The organism is Herbidospora cretacea (assembly GCF_001570605.1).
GTDB classification, from domain to species: domain Bacteria; phylum Actinomycetota; class Actinomycetes; order Streptosporangiales; family Streptosporangiaceae; genus Herbidospora; species Herbidospora cretacea.
In genome coordinates this window covers 1-15,821 of record NZ_BBXG01000032.1, presented here as the reverse complement: position 1 = coordinate 15,821, position 15,821 = coordinate 1, and the positions used below count along the sequence as shown (strand labels likewise).

Below are 15,821 nucleotides of genomic sequence, written 5' to 3'. Positions count from 1 at the left end.
GGTTATGTGCGCAGACCGTACCGTTTCAGGTGATCAACGTCCACGGTGGTGTCTCACCAGCGGTGCGTGCGCGTGGGCCAGTCCGGGTCCGTCCGGATCGGTGTGCACGGTCGCCGCGCCCAGCCTCGGAAGATCGTGGATCAGCCGGTGCTCGGCGTCGACCGCGACCTGGTGGGCCTCGACGACCGACATCCCCTGGTCGACGAGGATGTCCACCTCGGCCCGCAGGGAGTGGCCGATCCAGCGGAGCCGCACCGATCCGACCCGGGAGACGCCCGGCGTCGTGGCGATGATCTCTTCGGCCCGGGCGACGAGGGCGGGGTCGACGGCGTCCATCAGCCGGTGGTAGATCTCGCGTGCGGCGTCACGCAGCACGAACAGGATGGCCACCGTGATCAGCAGGCCCACGATAGGGTCGGCGATCGGGAAGCCCAGCGCCGCCCCGCCCGCGCCGAGCAGCACGGCCAGCGAGGTGAACCCGTCGGTGCGCGCGTGCAGCCCGTCGGCCACCAGGGCCGCCGAGCCGATCTTCCGCCCGACTCTGATGCGATAGCGCGCCACCCACTCGTTGCCGAGGAACCCGGCCAGGGCCGCGCCGCCCACCCAGCCGAGGGCCGTCACGTCCTGCGGGTGGAACAGGCGCTGGATGGATTCGTACCCCGCGAACAGGGCCGATGCGGCGATCAGCGCCACGATGGCGATGCCGGCCAGGTCCTCGGCCCGGCCGTAGCCGTAGGTGAAGCGGCGGGTGGCCGCGCGGCGGCCGACCGTGAACGCGATGGCCAGCGGGATCGCGGTCAGCGCGTCGGCGAAGTTGTGCAGGGTGTCGCCGAGCAGCGCGACCGATCCGGAGAACGCGACGATGACCGCCTGGACGATCGCGGTGACGATGAGGACGGCGAAGGAGATCCCCAGGACCCGGAGCCCGAGCGTGCTCGATTCGAGCGCGTCGTCGGTCTTGTCGGCCGAGTCGTGGCTGTGCGGTGTGATCAGGTGGCGCAGGGCGGACAGGGGACCCTTCCGCCCGTGCCCGTGCCCGTGTTCGATGTCGGAGCCCACGTCTGCCAATATATGTATTCATGTACGCACGCGACAACGAAGCAGGTGCCAAGCCACCGCAGGAGCAACCCACCAGCGCCCAGGTGGAGCTCGCCGTGGAGGCGTTCCGCATGCTCGGCGACGCCACCCGCCTGCGCCTGATGTGGCTGCTCTCGGCCAGCGAGTACGACGTGAACTCCCTGGCCGAGGCGATCGCGGCCCCCAGGCCGTCGGTCTCCCAGCACCTGGCCAAACTCCGGCTGGCGGGGCTGGTCCGCACCCGCAGAGAGGGCAGGCGGGTGCTCTACCGGGCGCGGGACGCCCACGTCCGCAGGCTCATCGGAGAAGCCCTGTTCCACGCCGGCCACGAGGTGTCGGGGATTCCGCGCCACGACTGACGACGGCCCCGCGGCTCCTCAAAGACATCCAGGACGTTTCCTGGCCGGACGAAGGCGGCGCCCCGGGCAGCATGGAGGCATGGCAGAGGTCATCGCGGGGCTGGAGATCCCTGACACGGTGGCGGTCGCCGAAGCGACCCGGCTCGCTCAGGAGACGACCAGTCCTCTCATCTACCACCACTCCCGGCGCGTCTTCCTCTTCGCCCTCGTGCACGCCCGCGAACTCGGGGTCGATCCCGATCCGGAGCTGCTCTACCTGGCGGCTGTGTTCCACGACACCGGCCTGGCGACCCCCTTCTCCGGGACGGTGCAGCGCTTCGAGCTCGACGGCGCCGACCACGCGCGCCGGTTCCTGCGGGAGCGGGGCTTCCCGGCGGCCGCCGCCGAGACGGTCTGGACGGCCATCGCCCTCCACACCACGCCGGGCATCCCCGGCCGGATGGCCCCGGAGATCGCGACCCTGAACCTCGGCGTGCTGACCGACGTGTTCGGCCACGGCCTCGACGGGATGACGAACGACCAGCTCGACGACATCCTCGCGGTCCACCCGAGGGGCGACTTCAAGACCGGCTTCCTGCGCGCCTACTTCGAGGGGCAGCGGGACCGCCCCGAGACCACGTACGGCACGGTGAACTTCGACGTGCTCGCCCACTTCATGCCCGGCATCACCCGCCCGACGATGGTCGAGCGCGTCACCGGCTCGCCCTGGCCGACCTGACAGGTAAAACTTTGCCGCACGGCAACCCCGCCCGGGTCGCGGTCCTGGCGGGGTGATGCGTTTCACCTGATCAGCGAGGTTTTGGTAAGGCAACCTACGCGTCATAGACTCGCAGGACAAGGAGGGTGTCCGCCTCTCCAGAGCTCGGTACGGCAGTCTGACGACACCGGCCCCAAGCCCGGACACCCCCGCGCGATCACCGCCCCCCGAGCACCCCCTTCGCGTTCCGTCGTGCCGGAAAGGTCTCTGGATGACGCAAGCGTTCCGAGTCAGGAGGACGGTGGCGACCGCACTCGTGACCACCTTGGTGTGCGTCGGAGTGAGCCTGCTCTTCCTGCTGTTCGCGGGCTACAAGGAGAACGACAGCGTGATGGCGCACGCCATCCAGGCCTGGGACCGCGTGGTCCCGCTCATCCGTGAGGGCCCGCTGCCGAAAATGCTGCCGGACGACTCGGTCAAGGACATCCAGGTTGTGAACGCCCAAGGGAAGGTCGAGGCGGCCACTCCCGAGCTGACCGGAAAGGGGCCGATCGCCACCTTCCACGCGGACAAGGCCAACGTCCGCGCCGAACGGGTGCTCTGCCCGCCGCAGGGGCTGTCGGGGTGCTCGACCGTCCTGGCGTTCAAGGTCTACCAGCCGGGCGGGTTCTGGGTCCTCTACCTGGCGACCCCGGTGGTCGCCTGGTACGGCAGCGGCCACGCCGTCATCCTGGCAGTCGTGGTGTCGCTGCTGGTCATCGCGGTGATCACCGGGTGGACGTTCCGCGACCTCACCAACGCCCTCGTCCCGGTGAACGCCATCCGCTCGCGCATGGCGGAGATCACCGCCACCGGCCTCGACCGCCGGGTCCCGGTCCCGAAGAAGTACGAGGAGATCAGGCTCCTCGCCGAGACCGTCAACGCCACCCTCGACCGCCTGGAGACCGCCTACCAGCAGCTCCGCCGCTTCACCCAGGACGCCTCCCACGACCTGCGCACCCCCATAACGGCCATGCGGGCCCAGCTGGAGGAGGCGCTGATGCACCCCGACCACACCGACTGGCCCGCCATGAGCAACGAGGTCCTCGCCGGGGTGGAGCGCCTCCAGGCGATCGTCACCGACCTGCTGACCCTGGCCCGCCTCGACGCCCGCGCCCCCCTCGACCGTTCCCCGACCGACCTGGGCGCCCTGGTGGGCGGCGAGCTGAAACGCCGGGGCTGCCGCAGGCAGGTCGTCCACGACCTGGAGCGCGAGGTCTTCGTCGACTGCGACCGCCTGCGCGTCACCCGGGTCCTCGGCAACCTGCTCGACAACGCCGAACGCCACGCGGCCTCACGGATCACCGTGGTCGTCCGTCGCGACGGCCCAACAGCGATCATGGAAGTCATCGACGACGGCGCGGGCATCGCCCCGGAGCACCGCGAGATCGTCTTCGACCGCTTCACCCGCCTCGACGCGTCCCGCGCCCGGGACGCGGGCGGCACGGGCCTGGGCCTGGCCATCGCCCGCGAGATCGCCGAGGCCCACGGCGGAACCCTGACGATCGAGGACAGCGAACGAGGAGCCCGCTTCGTCCTCCGCATGCCCGCCGTGCCGAAGGGCGAGATGGTCTTCGCCAACCGGTGAAGCGCTCTTACATGACGAAACCCCGCCTGGCATCATGCGGGCGGGGTTCTCTGTTCGCTGGGGAAGAGGGAGGACCAACTCCCCTCCACTATTAACCTATAGCGCACCCCCGGGCTTGCCACAAGCCCCCCGTCATGCCGCACAATCGTCCGGCCAAGCACACAACCTGCGAAAACGGGGGACGCAGACGTGAATCCGCTGACTACCAGCGCGTTCCACCTTCCCGATCATCTCGCGCCCAAGGCCGACCCTGCCCTGATCGCGCGGGACGAGAAGCACTTCGCCGCGATCGCCGAGAGCCTCCAGCGGTCGATCGCCGACCTGTCCGAACGTCTCGACGCCGAGCGCAGGGCTCCCGGCGGCGCGGGGCGGGCCGCGTTCGACCGGGACCAGGAGGTCCACCGGCTGACCGCGCGACTGCGGGCCTTGCGGCGGTTCGGGCTGGACCTGTGCCTCGGGCACATGGTCACCGAGGAGGACCAGGAGCCCGTCTACATCGGGCGGCTCGGGCTGACCGACAGTTCGGGGCGGCGGCTGCTGCTCGACTGGCGGTCGCCGGCCGCCGAGCCGTTCTTCGGGGCCACCCACGCCAACCCGATGGGGCTGGCCAGCCGCCGCCGCTACCGGTGGACGGCCGGGCGCATCAGCGACTACTGGGACGAGGTCTTCACCCAGGACGGGTTCGACGGCCACGCCGCCGCGCTCGACGACCAGTCGGCGTTCATCGCGAGCCTCGGCGGGAACCGGTCGGGGCGCATGCGGGACGTCCTGGGCACCATCCAGGCCGACCAGGACGCCATCATCCGCGCCTCCTCGCGGGGAGCGCTCGTCGTCGACGGCGGTCCGGGCACCGGCAAGACCGTGGTGGCGCTGCACCGGTCGGCCTACCTGCTCTACTCCGACCCCCGGCTCGGCCACCACCGGGGCGGCGTCCTGTTCGTCGGGCCGCACCAGCACTACCTGGCCTATGTGGCCGACGTACTGCCGAGTCTGGGCGAGGAGGGGGTGCGGACCTGCACCCTGCGCGACCTCGTCAAGGAGGGCGCGGACGCGAAGACCGAGGCGAACCCGGAGGTGGCGCGGCTGAAGGCGGCGGCCGAGATGGTCAAGGCCATCGAGCCCGCCGTGCGGTTCTACGAGAACCGGCCGACGACGGCGATGGAGGTCACCGACGCCAAGATCCACCTCAGCCCGGACGACTGGGCCGAGGCGTTCGACGCGCCCGACCCCGGCACCCCCCACAACGAGGCCCGCGACGTCATCTGGCAGGAACTGCTGACGATCCTGACCGACAAGTACGAGGGTGACTCCTCGCGCGACATGGTCCGGCGGTCGCTGCTCCAGGACCGGGAGCTGGTCACCACGTTCAACCGGGCGTGGCCGCTGATCGAGGCGGCCGACCTGGTCGGCGACCTGTGGACCGTCCCGGCCTACCTGCGCCTGTGCGCCCCGTGGCTGACCGTCGAGCAGATCCGGCTCATGCAGCGCGCGGACCCGCAGGCCTGGACGGTCTCCGACCTGCCTCTCCTGGACGCCGCCCGCCAGCGGCTCGGCGACCCGGAGGCCGCGGCGACCAAGCGCCGCCGGCAGGCTGCCATCGCGGCCGAACGCGAACGGACCGATCACGTCATCGACCGGCTGCTCGACACCGACGACGACGGTGAGGGCCTGATCACGATGTTCCACAACCAGGACATGCGCGACGCCCTGGTCGACGAGAACGTCGCCCCCGGCCTCGAACCCGACGTCCTCGCCGGGCCGTTCGCGCACGTCGTCGTGGACGAGGCCCAGGAGCTCACCGACGCCGAGTGGCAGATGCTGCTGCTGCGGTGCCCGTCGCGGAGCTTCACCATCGTCGGCGACCGGGCCCAGGCCAGGCACGGCTTCACCGAGACGTGGCAGGAGCGCCTGGAGCGGATCGGCCTCGGCCGGGTCACCCTGGCCCAGCTCAGCGTCAACTACCGGACCCCGGAAGAGATCATGGCCGAGGCCGAGCCGGTCATCCGGGCCGCGCTGCCCGACGCCAACGTGCCGACCTCGATCCGCACGGGCGGCGTGCCGGTCCGCCACGGGTCGGTGTCGGAGCTGGCCTCCGTCCTCGACGGCTGGCGGGGCGACGGGATCGCGTGCGTGATCGGCGACCCGGCGTTCCGGCCGACGGCGCGGGTCCGGTCGCTGACGCCGGAGCTGTCGAAGGGGCTGGAGTTCGACCTGGTCGTGCTGGTCGACCCCGACAGGTTCGGCGAGGGGATCGAAGGAGCCGTCGATCGGTACGTCGCCATGACCCGCGCCACCCAGGAGCTGGTCATCCTGACGAGCTGACGCTCACACGGGCCGCAGGATCGCCTTGAACTCGTAAGAGGTCACGCCGGCGAAGAACGTCGACGTCACGGTCAGGGTGATCACCGGTTCGGCGCCGCTGCGGTCGAAGGTGCCCCCGACGGTGACCTCGGCGCCCTCGACCGCGGCCTCGGCCGACACCACGTAGACCGGCTCCGCGCTCGCGACCCTGCCCTCCACCGGGAACAGGTCGGTGCGGGAGTCGGCCGGGGCGTAGACGAAGTCGCCGCCGTCGCGTTCGTCGATGACGAAGACCGCTCCGGCGATGCGGGCGCGGGCGCTGTCGACGTCGTCGGGGTCGCCCTTGAGCTGGTCGAGGGAGATCACGGTCTGCACGGAGTAGCGGGTGCCGGTGGCGTCCGACCCGTTCAGGGCGGGGGCGGTCTCGGCGGCCGGCGGGTCGACGGGGGAGGAGATCAGCGCCTCGGGGTCGTCGGAGATCTGGTCGGCGTCCAGGGTCGCGGTGAAGACGCCGCGTTCGGCCGGGCCGATCTCGCCGACGCCCTGGAGGCTGATGGCGCCCTCCAGCCTCGCGCCGTCGGCCTCGAAACGGATCTCGCCCTGGTCGGGCGTGTAGGCGGTGGCCGTCACGCCGGAGGCCACGGTGAAGAAGTTCATCTCCTTGGTGGTCTGCCTGACCGGGGTGAGCACGGTGGTCGTGCCGTCGGTCTCCCACCGGGCGTAGACGTCGTCCTCGCCGCCGCCGAAGCAGCTCGCGTTGGTCGCGAACCAGATCGCGCCGGGGGCGGGCGTGCCGACCGGGTTGCCGACCTTCAGGCACCAGTCGAAGGGCTGGCCGCCGGCCGATCTCCGGATGCGTAACTCCCCCTGCCGGGTGAAGGGCGCGCCCCCGGCGGCGCTGCCTTCCAGGATCACCGTGTAGGCCCCGGGGCGGATCCCGGCGGGCTTGTCGGCGGCGGCGGGAGGCTCCTCGTCGTCGCCGGTGAGAAGAAGGAAGATCGTCGCGGCGCCCATGACCACCAGGACCGTGAGAACGATCCAGAGATAGGGCGACCGGTGGATGGTGACCCTGTTGCCGTCGCCCACGATCACGGGGCCGTTGACGTTCCTGCCGACCCTGATCTCGGGCTTGTCCACACCGCCACTTTACGGAGAGAAGCCGGGTCAGTACCAGGTGACGTCACCGATCCGTATGTCGTCGAGCAGCCGCCGCACGTACTCCGCCTCGGCGGCCACCACGGCCTGCTGATACTCGGTCTCCACCAGGAACACCCGGGGGAGGAACGTCGCCCCGTCGGTGAGCTCGGCGTCGAGGGCCGCCGCCCGGGTCTCCAGGGCGGTCAGCCGTTCGGTCAGCGCCTCGGTCGCCTCGGGAATGGTCAGCACCGGCAGGAAGGCCAGCGCCGCCGGGAATTCGGGGAACTCGCGCCGGGGGGCGGCGAGCATGGTCTTCATCCACTCCCGGAGCGTGTCGCGGCCGGCGGCGGTGGGTTCGTAGACGGTCCGCTCGGGCCGGTTCTCGTCGCGGGTCGTCGTCTGGACGGCGATCAGGCCGTCGCGGAGCAGCCGGTCGATCGTCTGGTAGACGCTGTTGCGCTGCGCGACGTTGACGACGTCGTCCTTGTGGCGCTCCTTGATCAGCTGCTGCATCCGGTAGGCGTGCATCGGCGTCTCCACGACGAGGGAGAGCACCGCCATCGCCAGAGGTGATCGCCGGGGTGTCATGACGGCCATCGTATTTGTTAGTCATTTTATGTATAGTCATAGTATGACCAAGGATGCGCTGATCATCGGTGGCGGTATCGCGGGGCCGGTCACGGCCATGGCACTGCGGAAGGCCGGGCTCGGCGTCCGGCTCTTCGAGGCCTACGACAGGGGCTCCGACGGGGTCGGGGCGTTCCTGACGCTGGCGCGCAACGGGCTGGAGGCGCTGAAGGTCCTCGACCTCCACGACCTCGTGGCCGACCTCGGGATGGACACCCCTGAGGGGGTGATGGTCAACGCCAAGGGCCGCGAACTGGCCGTCATCCCGCAGCCGAGCCGGACCCTGCGGCGCGGCGACCTCTACCGGGCGCTCCGCGACGAGGCGGTCCGGCGCGGGGTCACCGTCGAATACGGCAGACGGCTGACCGACGCGGCCGTCGTCGACGGCGGCGTACAGGCCCGGTTCGAAGACGGGACCACGGCCGGCGGCGCGCTGCTCATCGGCGCCGACGGCCTCTGGTCGCGGACCCGCACGATCATCGATCCCGGCGCGCCCAGGCCCCGCCACCTGGGCCTGCTCAACACCGGCGGATACGCCGAAGGGCTGAAGGTGCCCGGCCGGCCCGGCGTGAGCCACTTCGTCTTCGGCCGCCGCTGCTTCTTCGGATACCTGATCCACCCCGACGGGGAGGTCTGGTGGTTCGCCAACCCGGCCAGCCCCAGGGAGCCCACGCCCGCCGATCTGGCCGCCGTCACCCCGGCGGCGCTGATGGAGCTGTTCCGCGACGACGCCGGGCCGATGCGCGACATCGTCGCGGCCACGCCCCACGTCATGCCCGCCTGGAACACCTACGACCTGCCGACCGTCCCGACCTGGTCGAACTCCCACATGGTGATCGTCGGCGACGCCGCCCACGCGACCTCGCCGTCATCCGGGCAGGGCGCGTCGATGGCGATCGAGGACGCCGTCGTCCTGGCGAAGTGCCTGCGCGACCACGAGACGCCGGAGGCGTTCGCCGTCTACGAGCGGCTGCGCCGGGCCCGCGTCGAGCGGATCGTCGCGCAGGGCAAGCGCAACGGCGACGGAAAGGCCCCCGGCCCGGTCGGCGCCTACCTGCGCGACCTCTTCCTGCCGGTGGTGCTGCGGCAGGTGGCCAAGCGCAACGCCCTTTCCTGGATGTACGACCACCGCATCACCTGGGAGGAGCCGGTCTAGGCGGAATGCTGCGACGCCGCCGCCTCGGGCCGCAGGTCCGCGAGGGTCATCCGGTGCCTGGGCGGGTCGGGAAGGATCAGATTCCGGTGCACGGCCGACCTCCTGTCGACATGCAGGAGCTCACCCGGTTCCATCAGCCGCCAGCCGGGGTCGTCGTCCATCCGCTCGCTGGCCACCACGAGGCATTTCATCTTGGCCAGCTCGGAGCTCTGCACCCGGATCCTGCCGTGGGACCCCTCGTGCCGGAGACGGCCGGGGAGGCGTTCCAGGACGTACAGCTCATGGGTCTCCGGATAGCGCAGCGCCCACAGCTGCGAGGCCGAGATGAGGATGATGTTGAGCGCGTAGAGCGGCAGTTCGGCGGCGATCCAGCGGGTCGCCGACGCGATGGCCGCGCTGACGTCGCCGCCGTTGGCGCGGATCTCCCTGGTGATGAGGGCGAAGACGCGTTCGGAGTCGGTGTCGCCCTGCACCAGGCTCCGGTCGGGGCCGAGCTCGGCCTCCAGCCGGTCGAGGCCCTCGACCACGCCGTTGTGCGCGAACAGCCGGTTGTCCTGCTCGAACGGGTGGGTGTTCTTGCGCTCCAGGCCGCCCGTCGAGGCGAAGCGCACGTGGGCGATGAACGTCGCCGACACCTCCTGCTTGGCCTCCTCGGCGAAACAGCGGTCCTCGTAGGCGGCGATCGGGGCCTTGTGCGTGCGGGCCTCTCCGCCGGAGTAGTACCCCAGTCCCGCGCCGTCGGGGTCGCGGTGGCTCTGGGCCGTCAGCGAGTCGGGGGCGTCCAGCAGCCAGAACGTGGCCTTGGTGCGGTGCGGGGCGGCGGTCAAGCCGAAGAGGCGGCACATGAGGTGCTTATCCCCTTCGCCGGAAACCGGCACGGATGGGCACGGACAACGGTTTGCCCACCTGGCACCATGGGTGAGGTCAAGCCGCGGCCATACGCCGGATATACGGCGGCTATACACGCGCCTCCTACGTTGGCCGTATGTCGCGGATGACCATGGATGATCACCTGATGGCACGCATCGTGGCTTACATCGACCACCGCCTCGGGGACCCGGACCTGTGCCCGCCGTCCATCGCCGCGGCGCACTACCTGTCGATCCGGGGGCTCTACCGGATGTTCGAGGCGCGGGGAGTCTCGGCGGCGCGCTTCATCCGGACGCGCCGGTTGGAGCGCTGCAGGGCCGAGCTGGTCTCACCGTCCACGGCGGGGGTGCCGGTGGGGGTGATCGCGCAGCGGTGGGGGTTCCGGTCGTGCTCCCACTTCTCGCGGGTGTTCCTGGAGGAGTTCGGTGAGTCGCCGGCCGCCTACCGGAAGCAGTGGTCGGCCCGGACGGCCGCCTGAACGGTCAGACGGGAAAGTCGGCTGCTCTCCTGACCGCCTCGCCCAGCGGCGGCACATTCCACTCGGCCCTCTCCTCGTCGGTGGTCTCCGGCTCGACCTCCCAGAGCCGGAAGCCCGAGCCGTCCTCCACGTACTGGGTGCCGTAGTGCTGCGGCAGGCCCTGGTGCATCAGCCACCGGTCCATCGCCGCGGCGGCCAGCCACTTCGCCGGGCCGTATCCGGCCAGCGCGCTCAGCCGGGCCAGCACGTGGCCGAGGTGGAAGTGCTCCACGAGCCGCGAATGCTGCAGGACCATCGCCGCGTTGTAGTAGTCGCGCGGCGATCTGACGTGCCCACTCCCCAGCAACCGCATCACCTTGGCCCGGCGGGCCCGGTCGCGCTCGTCGTGGCCGTCGGCCGGGACGTCGCCGACCCGGTCGGCCTGGTCTTCGGCGAACAGGCGGATGAGCACGGGGTTGTCCGGGGAATGGGCGTCGGGGGCGGCCAGCCGGTCGAGGACCAAAGGGAGGTTGAACCGTTCGCCGATCAGCCTCGGGCTCGCCATGCCCCCAGTGTGAAGGGGTCAGTCGTCGTAGTCACGCTTGAACTTGACGATGCGCCCGCTGGAGACGGCGACGTACACGTCGTACTCCCAGTGGCCCTTCTCCAGTTCGATCTTCCAGGTCCTCTGGCCGTGCTCGTACTCGCGCTCGACGTCGCTCACGTGCGCGCCGGGCACCTTCTTCTTCGCGATCTTCACGGCCTGTGCCTTGCTGACGGCGGTGGTCGAGGCGACGGCGGGGGTGGCGGCGGCGGTCAGGCCGAGAACGGTGACCGCGGCGGCTGCCGCGTAGCGGATTCTCATGCCCTCAGCTTCGCGACAGGCCCGATAGCGCCACGCTAAGACGTCACTAACGTCAGCACCACCCGCGCGCCGCCCCCGGCCGACCTCTCCAGCCGCATGCCGGGCACGGTCCGCCGCACGATGTCCAGGCCCAGCCCGGTCGACCCCGCTCCGCTGTGGCCGCGCGCCGCCGCGGACGGGCCGAAGCCGGGGCCGTCGTCCTCCACGACCAGCTCGGCGGGCGTGAGCCGTACGGAGAACGGAACCCCCTCGTCGGTGTGGGCGAACACGTTCTCGAACAGCGCGTCGAGGGCGGCGGCCAGGTCGGCGGCGGAGACGGGCACCTCGACCGGGACCTCGGGGACCGACACCGCGAACGCGCGTTCCTGCTCCTCGGCCAGCACCGACCAGAACTCGGCCCGGTCGCGCACCACCACGGCCGCGTCGCAGGAGCCCTTCTCCCGCGTACGCCGCCGCGCGTCGAGGATGACCGAGGTCACGGCCTTCTCCAGCGCGTCGACCCGGGCGGCGATCCGGTCGGCCTCGGCGGGGTCCCGCAGCGACTCGGCCTCCAGGCGCAGCCCGGTCAGCGGGGTGCGCAGCCGGTGGGAGATGTCGGCGACGGTCTCCCGCTCCTCGGCGAGCAGTTCGCCGATCCGCCCGGCCAGGTGGTTGAGCGCCAGGCCGGCCGACCGCACCTCCGGCGGCCCGCCCGGAACCGCGCGGGCCTCCAGGTCGCCTCCGGCCAGCCGGTGGGAGACCCGGGCCAGCGCCGTCGTCGGCCGGGTGATCGCCACGGCCAGCCGGTCGGCCAGGGCGACCCCGAGGCCGATCAGGACGATCCCGAGCAGCAGCAGCCCCAGCCAGGTCTCGCCGACCCCGCGCGTCAGGTCGTCGGCGGTCAGGGTGACCTGGACGACGCTCGTCCCGTCGGGCCCCTGCACCGCCACCAGGATCTCGCGCCCGCCGGAGGGGGAGACGGCGGTGAAGCTGCGGCCGCGCCGGGCCAGTTCGACGGCCGCCGAGACGGTCCGGGCGCCGGGAGGGAAGACGGCGATGTCGTGGCCGCCGGTCGCCTCGGCCCGGCTGATCGTGAGGGCCAGGGTCGCCTCGTCGACCGTGCCGATCACCGCGCCGACCGACTGGGCCTCGGCGGTCGCCTGGGTGATCGCGCCGTTCTCGGCCGTCGCCCGGACCAGCAGCGCGAGCGGGACCAGCATCGCCACCAGCACGAGCGAGGTCGTCGCCGCCACCAGCAGCGCCAGCCGCCGTCTCACGCCGGGCTCACGAGCTTGACCCCCACGCCGCGCATGGTGTGCAGGTAACGCGGCTCCTGGGCGGTCTCGCCGAGCTTGCGGCGCAGCCACGACAGGTGCACGTCGACGGTCTTGTCGGTGCCGCCGTAGGGGAGCTGCCACACCTCGATGAGGAGTTCGCGCTTGGTCACCACGTGCCCGGCCCGGGACGCCAGATAGAGCAGCAGGTCGAACTCGCGCGGCGTCAGGTCGAGCGTCCGGCCGTCCAGGACCGCCTCCCGGCCGCGCGGATCGACCCGCAGGCCGCCGACCGTCACGGTCGGATCGCCGGAGACCGAGCCGGTCCGCCGCAGCACCGCCCGCACCCGCGCGTCGAGCTGCGCCGCCGTGAACGGCTTCACCAGGTAGTCGTCGGCCCCGGCGTCGAGCACCCGGACCGACTCGGCGTCGCCGTCGCGCGCCGTCGCCACGATGACCGGCACCGAGGACACCGCGCGCAGCATCCGCAGCAGCTCGGCGCCGTCGAGGTCGGGCAGCCCGAGGTCGAGCACGACCAGGTCGGGCCGGTCGTCGAGGGCCATCCGCAGGCCGTCGAGCGCACCCGACGCCGACGCGACGGCGTGTCCCTTGTCGCGGAGGGCCCGGACCAGCGCGGTCCGGATCGTCACGTCGTCTTCGATGAGCAGCAGACTGGCCATGGTGCCCGACACGCTAGCCAATGTCCGATTCGCAAGCGAAGGGGCTTATCGTCGCGTTAACCCGGCCTTAGCCCTTCGAAGGGGAAGGTGGCCTCCATGGATCGGCGTCTCGTCCTCGCGGTCGCGGGCTGGCTCGTCGCGGCGCTCGCGGCGACCGTCGCCGGCCTGGTCGTCATCGGCTCCTTCGGCGGCGCGTTCCGAGGTCCGGGCGACCAGGCACTCTCGGCCGAGGCGGTCCGCCGCGAACTGGCGCTGCCCGCCCCGCCGGTCACCGTGCCGACCCCGCGCCCCTCGGCCGCCGCGACGGCCAGCCGGGTCGTGTCCACCGAGGGGGGCACGGTCGTGGTCTTCTGTACGGCGGGCCGCGCGCAACTCACCTCCTGGACCCCCGCCCAGGGCTGGCAGACCGACGACGTCGAACCCGGCCCCGGCGAGCGGGCCAAGGTGAAGTTCGAGTCGGGCGAGCTGGAGGTCGAGGTCGAGACCCACTGCGAGGGCGACGTCCCGCGTGCCGTCGTCACCGACGACTGAGCTCCCGCACCACCGCCACGAACGCCGCCACCAGCGGGTTCGGCGAGCCGGCCGGCCACGCCAGCGCCACCCGCAGCGGTTCGGCGTCGGTCAGCGGCACCCACACCAGCCCCGGCCGGGTGTAGTAGCGCGCCATGCTGGCCGGTCCGAAGCAGACGGCCACCCCGTCGGCGACCTGGTCGAGCATCTCCTCGACGTTGTCGTTGGTCGGGCCCCACTTCGGCTCCGACCCGTCGGGCCGGGGGTTCACCGCCCACCAGTCGACCCAGGCGCGGGGTGCGCGCTCGGTCCACATGAGGGGTTCGTCGCGGACGTCCATGAGCGTCAGGCCCGCCCGCCCGGCCAGCCGGTGACCCTCGGGCAGCCCCACCACCCGGGCCTCCCGGTGGACGACCTCCACCTCGAAACCGGTCAGGTCGGCCGGCAGCCAGACGAACGCGACGTCGACCAGGCCCTCGTGGAGGGCCGCCGTCTCGCCGCCCCAGTCGTAGCGTTTGGGCTCCACCCGCGCCTCGGGATGGCGGCGGGCGAACTCGGCCCGCACCCGGCTCGTCAGGTCGCCCGCGCCGCTGGCCTCGAACCCCACCCGCAGCACCCGGGCCGCCGCCGCCCGGACGCCGTCGGCCGCCGCGAGGGCCCGCCGGGCCGCCTCGACGACGTCGCGGCCCACGGTGTTGGGGGAGACGCCGCCGGGATGGCGGTCGAAGAGGCGTACGCCCAGCTCGCTCTCCAGCGCGCGGACCGTCTGGGACAGCGCGGGCTGGCTCACGAAGAGCCTCTCGGCGGCGCGGCCGAGGTTGCCGGTCTCGGCGATGGTCACCAGGTAACGCAGCTGCCGCAGCTCCACCCTGCGATCATAAGCGCGCCTTATCGCCCGCCCGGTGACTCGTCTTGGACGGCCCGCCCGCCCGGACGGCATAACGGATCCCATGACGCATCGAACGTGGTTGATCACCGGCGCCAACTCGGGCTTCGGCCGGGCGCTCACCGAGGCGGCCGTCGCGGCGGGCGACTCCGTCGTGGCCGCCGCCCGCCGCCCCGAGGAGGTCGCCGTCCATCCGGACGTCCACCCCATCGCCCTGGACGTGACCGACCGGTCGCGGGTCACCGCCGCCGTGGCCGAGGCGCTGCTCTGGCACGGGCGCATCGACGTCCTGGTCAACAACGCCGGGCGGGGCCTGCTCGGCGCGGCCGAGGAGACCACCGACGCCGAGCTGCGCGACCTGATGGAGCTGCACTTCTTCGGCCCGGCCGCGCTCACCCGGGCCGTCCTGCCGCACATGCGGGAGCGCGGCAGCGGCGCGATCGTGCAGATGAGCAGCATGGGCGGGCGCATGTCGTTCCCGGGCGTCGGCGGCTACTCGGCCATAAAGTTCGCGCTGGAGGGCTGGTCGGAGGCGCTGCACGGCGAGGTCGCGCCGTTCGGCGTCAAGGTCCTGATCGTCGAGCCGGGGGCGTTCCGCACCTCGTTCGCCGGTCCCGCCGCCCTGCTGCACTCGCCGCGCCTGACCGCCTACGACACCATCACCCGCCCGCTGCGCGAGAACCTCCCCGCCAGCGACGGCGCGCAGCCCGGCGACCCGGCCAAGGCGGCCGCCGCCATCCTGCGGGCGCTCGACGCCCCGGACACCCCGCTGCGCCTGGCGCTGGGCAACGACGCGGCCGACAACGTGCTCGGCTCGTACGCCCGCTCCCAGGCCGAGGCGCTGACCTGGGAGAAGGTGAGCCGGGGCACCGACTTCGACTAGATGTACTTGGTCATGAACTTGGTGACAGTCGGCTGATGGGCGGCTTGCCGCCGAGGGCTGAGTGGGGGCGGCTGGTGTTGTAGTACTCCAGCCAGGGGCCGAGGGCTTGGGTGCGGTGCTGGTTGCTGGCGTAAGGCTGGCGGTAGGCCCATTCGGTGGCCATGGTGCGGTTGAGGCGTTCGGCTTTGCCGTTGGTCCATGGGCAGTGCGGGCGGGTGAACTTCTGCCGTGCGCCCAGTGCGGTGCAGGCCTGCTGGAAGGCGTGGCTGATCCGGTAGTTCTTGGCGTTGTCGGTCATCACCCGCTGAATGCGGGTGATGCCCTGGCTGGCGAAGAAGGCCGCGGCCCGGGTGAGGAAGGCGGCGCAGGTGGTGCCTTTCTCGTCGGTCAGGACTTCGATGTAGGCCAGGCGGGTGTGGTCGTCGATGGCGGTGTG

18 protein-coding genes are annotated in these 15,821 nt (G+C 71.7%); 8 read left to right on the top strand and 10 right to left on the bottom strand.

What is annotated here, in order from left to right:
- Nucleotides 1–33: 33 nt before the first annotated feature.
- Entirely contained in the window at nucleotides 34–1,059 is a 1,026-nt protein-coding gene (locus tag AW270_RS36450) for a cation diffusion facilitator family transporter (protein WP_245675028.1), read from the bottom strand.
- A gap of 20 nt (nucleotides 1,060–1,079) precedes the next feature.
- On the opposite strand from AW270_RS36450, the gene AW270_RS36445 reads away from it, so the two are divergent.
- The 4 genes from AW270_RS36445 to helR all read left to right on the top strand — a co-directional run bounded on the left by AW270_RS36445 (nucleotide 1,080) and on the right by helR (nucleotide 6,082).
- Nucleotides 1,080–1,436: an ArsR/SmtB family transcription factor gene (locus AW270_RS36445; protein WP_061300712.1), complete on the top strand. Its 357-nt coding sequence runs from the start codon at nucleotides 1,080–1,082 to the stop codon at nucleotides 1,434–1,436.
- A 79-nt stretch (nucleotides 1,437–1,515) separates the two neighbouring features.
- Nucleotides 1,516–2,154 carry an HD domain-containing protein gene (locus tag AW270_RS36440; RefSeq protein WP_061300711.1) on the top strand — a complete coding sequence of 213 codons (639 nt, stop codon included), beginning with the start codon at nucleotides 1,516–1,518 and terminating at the stop codon, nucleotides 2,152–2,154.
- Between the two features lie 280 nt (nucleotides 2,155–2,434).
- Nucleotides 2,435–3,760, top strand: a complete 1,326-nt coding sequence (locus AW270_RS36435; RefSeq protein WP_245675027.1) for a sensor histidine kinase — start codon at nucleotides 2,435–2,437, stop codon at nucleotides 3,758–3,760.
- Nucleotides 3,761–3,949: 189 nt separating this feature from the next.
- Entirely contained in the window at nucleotides 3,950–6,082 is a 2,133-nt protein-coding gene (helR, locus tag AW270_RS36430; RefSeq protein ID WP_061300709.1) for an RNA polymerase recycling motor ATPase HelR, read from the top strand.
- A gap of 3 nt (nucleotides 6,083–6,085) precedes the next feature.
- On the opposite strand, the gene AW270_RS36425 is transcribed toward helR, so the two are convergent.
- Both AW270_RS36425 and AW270_RS36420 read right to left on the bottom strand, forming a co-directional pair.
- The gene (locus AW270_RS36425; RefSeq protein ID WP_061300708.1) at nucleotides 6,086–7,198 is read right to left on the bottom strand and encodes a hypothetical protein; all 1,113 of its coding nucleotides are present in this window, start codon (nucleotides 7,196–7,198) and stop codon (nucleotides 6,086–6,088) included.
- 27 nt (nucleotides 7,199–7,225) lie between these two features.
- A complete protein-coding gene (locus AW270_RS36420) occupies nucleotides 7,226–7,786 on the bottom strand; it encodes a PadR family transcriptional regulator (RefSeq protein WP_245675026.1) in 561 nt (186 codons plus the stop codon).
- A gap of 43 nt (nucleotides 7,787–7,829) precedes the next feature.
- Between AW270_RS36420 and AW270_RS36415 the strand changes: the two genes are divergently transcribed.
- Nucleotides 7,830–8,981, top strand: coding sequence for an FAD-dependent oxidoreductase (locus tag AW270_RS36415; RefSeq protein WP_061300706.1), 1,152 nt, complete (start codon nucleotides 7,830–7,832; stop codon nucleotides 8,979–8,981).
- Here AW270_RS36415 and AW270_RS36410 read toward each other — a convergent pair.
- On the bottom strand, nucleotides 8,978–9,826 hold the full coding sequence (locus AW270_RS36410) for a class II glutamine amidotransferase (RefSeq protein WP_061300705.1): 849 nt from the start codon (nucleotides 9,824–9,826) through the stop codon (nucleotides 8,978–8,980). The two genes, AW270_RS36415 and AW270_RS36410, sit on opposite strands and share 4 nt — an antisense overlap.
- 170 nt (nucleotides 9,827–9,996) lie before the next feature.
- On the opposite strand from AW270_RS36410, the gene AW270_RS36405 reads away from it, so the two are divergent.
- Nucleotides 9,997–10,329, top strand: coding sequence for a helix-turn-helix domain-containing protein (locus AW270_RS36405; protein WP_169807422.1), 333 nt, complete (start codon nucleotides 9,997–9,999; stop codon nucleotides 10,327–10,329).
- A gap of 4 nt (nucleotides 10,330–10,333) precedes the next feature.
- On the opposite strand, the gene AW270_RS36400 is transcribed toward AW270_RS36405, so the two are convergent.
- The 4 genes from AW270_RS36400 to AW270_RS36385 are packed head-to-tail and all read right to left on the bottom strand — an operon-like array spanning nucleotide 10,334 to nucleotide 13,106.
- A complete protein-coding gene (locus AW270_RS36400) occupies nucleotides 10,334–10,873 on the bottom strand; it encodes a hypothetical protein (protein WP_061300703.1) in 540 nt (179 codons plus the stop codon).
- Nucleotides 10,874–10,891: 18 nt separating this feature from the next.
- Nucleotides 10,892–11,173 (bottom strand): PepSY domain-containing protein, encoded by a 282-nt coding sequence (locus AW270_RS36395; protein ID WP_061300702.1) that lies wholly within the window; start codon nucleotides 11,171–11,173, stop codon nucleotides 10,892–10,894.
- Nucleotides 11,174–11,208: 35 nt separating this feature from the next.
- On the bottom strand, nucleotides 11,209–12,429 hold the full coding sequence (locus AW270_RS36390; protein ID WP_061300701.1) for a sensor histidine kinase: 1,221 nt from the start codon (nucleotides 12,427–12,429) through the stop codon (nucleotides 11,209–11,211).
- Nucleotides 12,426–13,106 (bottom strand): response regulator transcription factor, encoded by a 681-nt coding sequence (locus AW270_RS36385; protein WP_061300737.1) that lies wholly within the window; start codon nucleotides 13,104–13,106, stop codon nucleotides 12,426–12,428. Before AW270_RS36385 ends, AW270_RS36390 begins: the two co-directional genes overlap by 4 nt.
- Before the next feature lie 96 nt (nucleotides 13,107–13,202).
- Here AW270_RS36385 and AW270_RS36380 point away from each other — a divergent pair, with 96 nt between their 5' ends.
- Entirely contained in the window at nucleotides 13,203–13,637 is a 435-nt protein-coding gene (locus AW270_RS36380; RefSeq protein ID WP_061300700.1) for a hypothetical protein, read from the top strand.
- On the opposite strand, the gene AW270_RS36375 is transcribed toward AW270_RS36380, so the two are convergent.
- A complete protein-coding gene (locus AW270_RS36375; protein WP_061300699.1) occupies nucleotides 13,624–14,484 on the bottom strand; it encodes a LysR family transcriptional regulator in 861 nt (286 codons plus the stop codon). The two genes, AW270_RS36380 and AW270_RS36375, sit on opposite strands and share 14 nt — an antisense overlap.
- Before the next feature lie 82 nt (nucleotides 14,485–14,566).
- Between AW270_RS36375 and AW270_RS36370 the strand changes: the two genes are divergently transcribed.
- A complete protein-coding gene (locus tag AW270_RS36370; protein WP_061300698.1) occupies nucleotides 14,567–15,385 on the top strand; it encodes an SDR family NAD(P)-dependent oxidoreductase in 819 nt (272 codons plus the stop codon).
- A gap of 10 nt (nucleotides 15,386–15,395) precedes the next feature.
- Here AW270_RS36370 and AW270_RS36365 read toward each other — a convergent pair.
- Nucleotides 15,396–15,821 (bottom strand): integrase core domain-containing protein (locus AW270_RS36365; protein WP_157523160.1); only part of this gene is annotated, 426 nt, incomplete at its 5' end.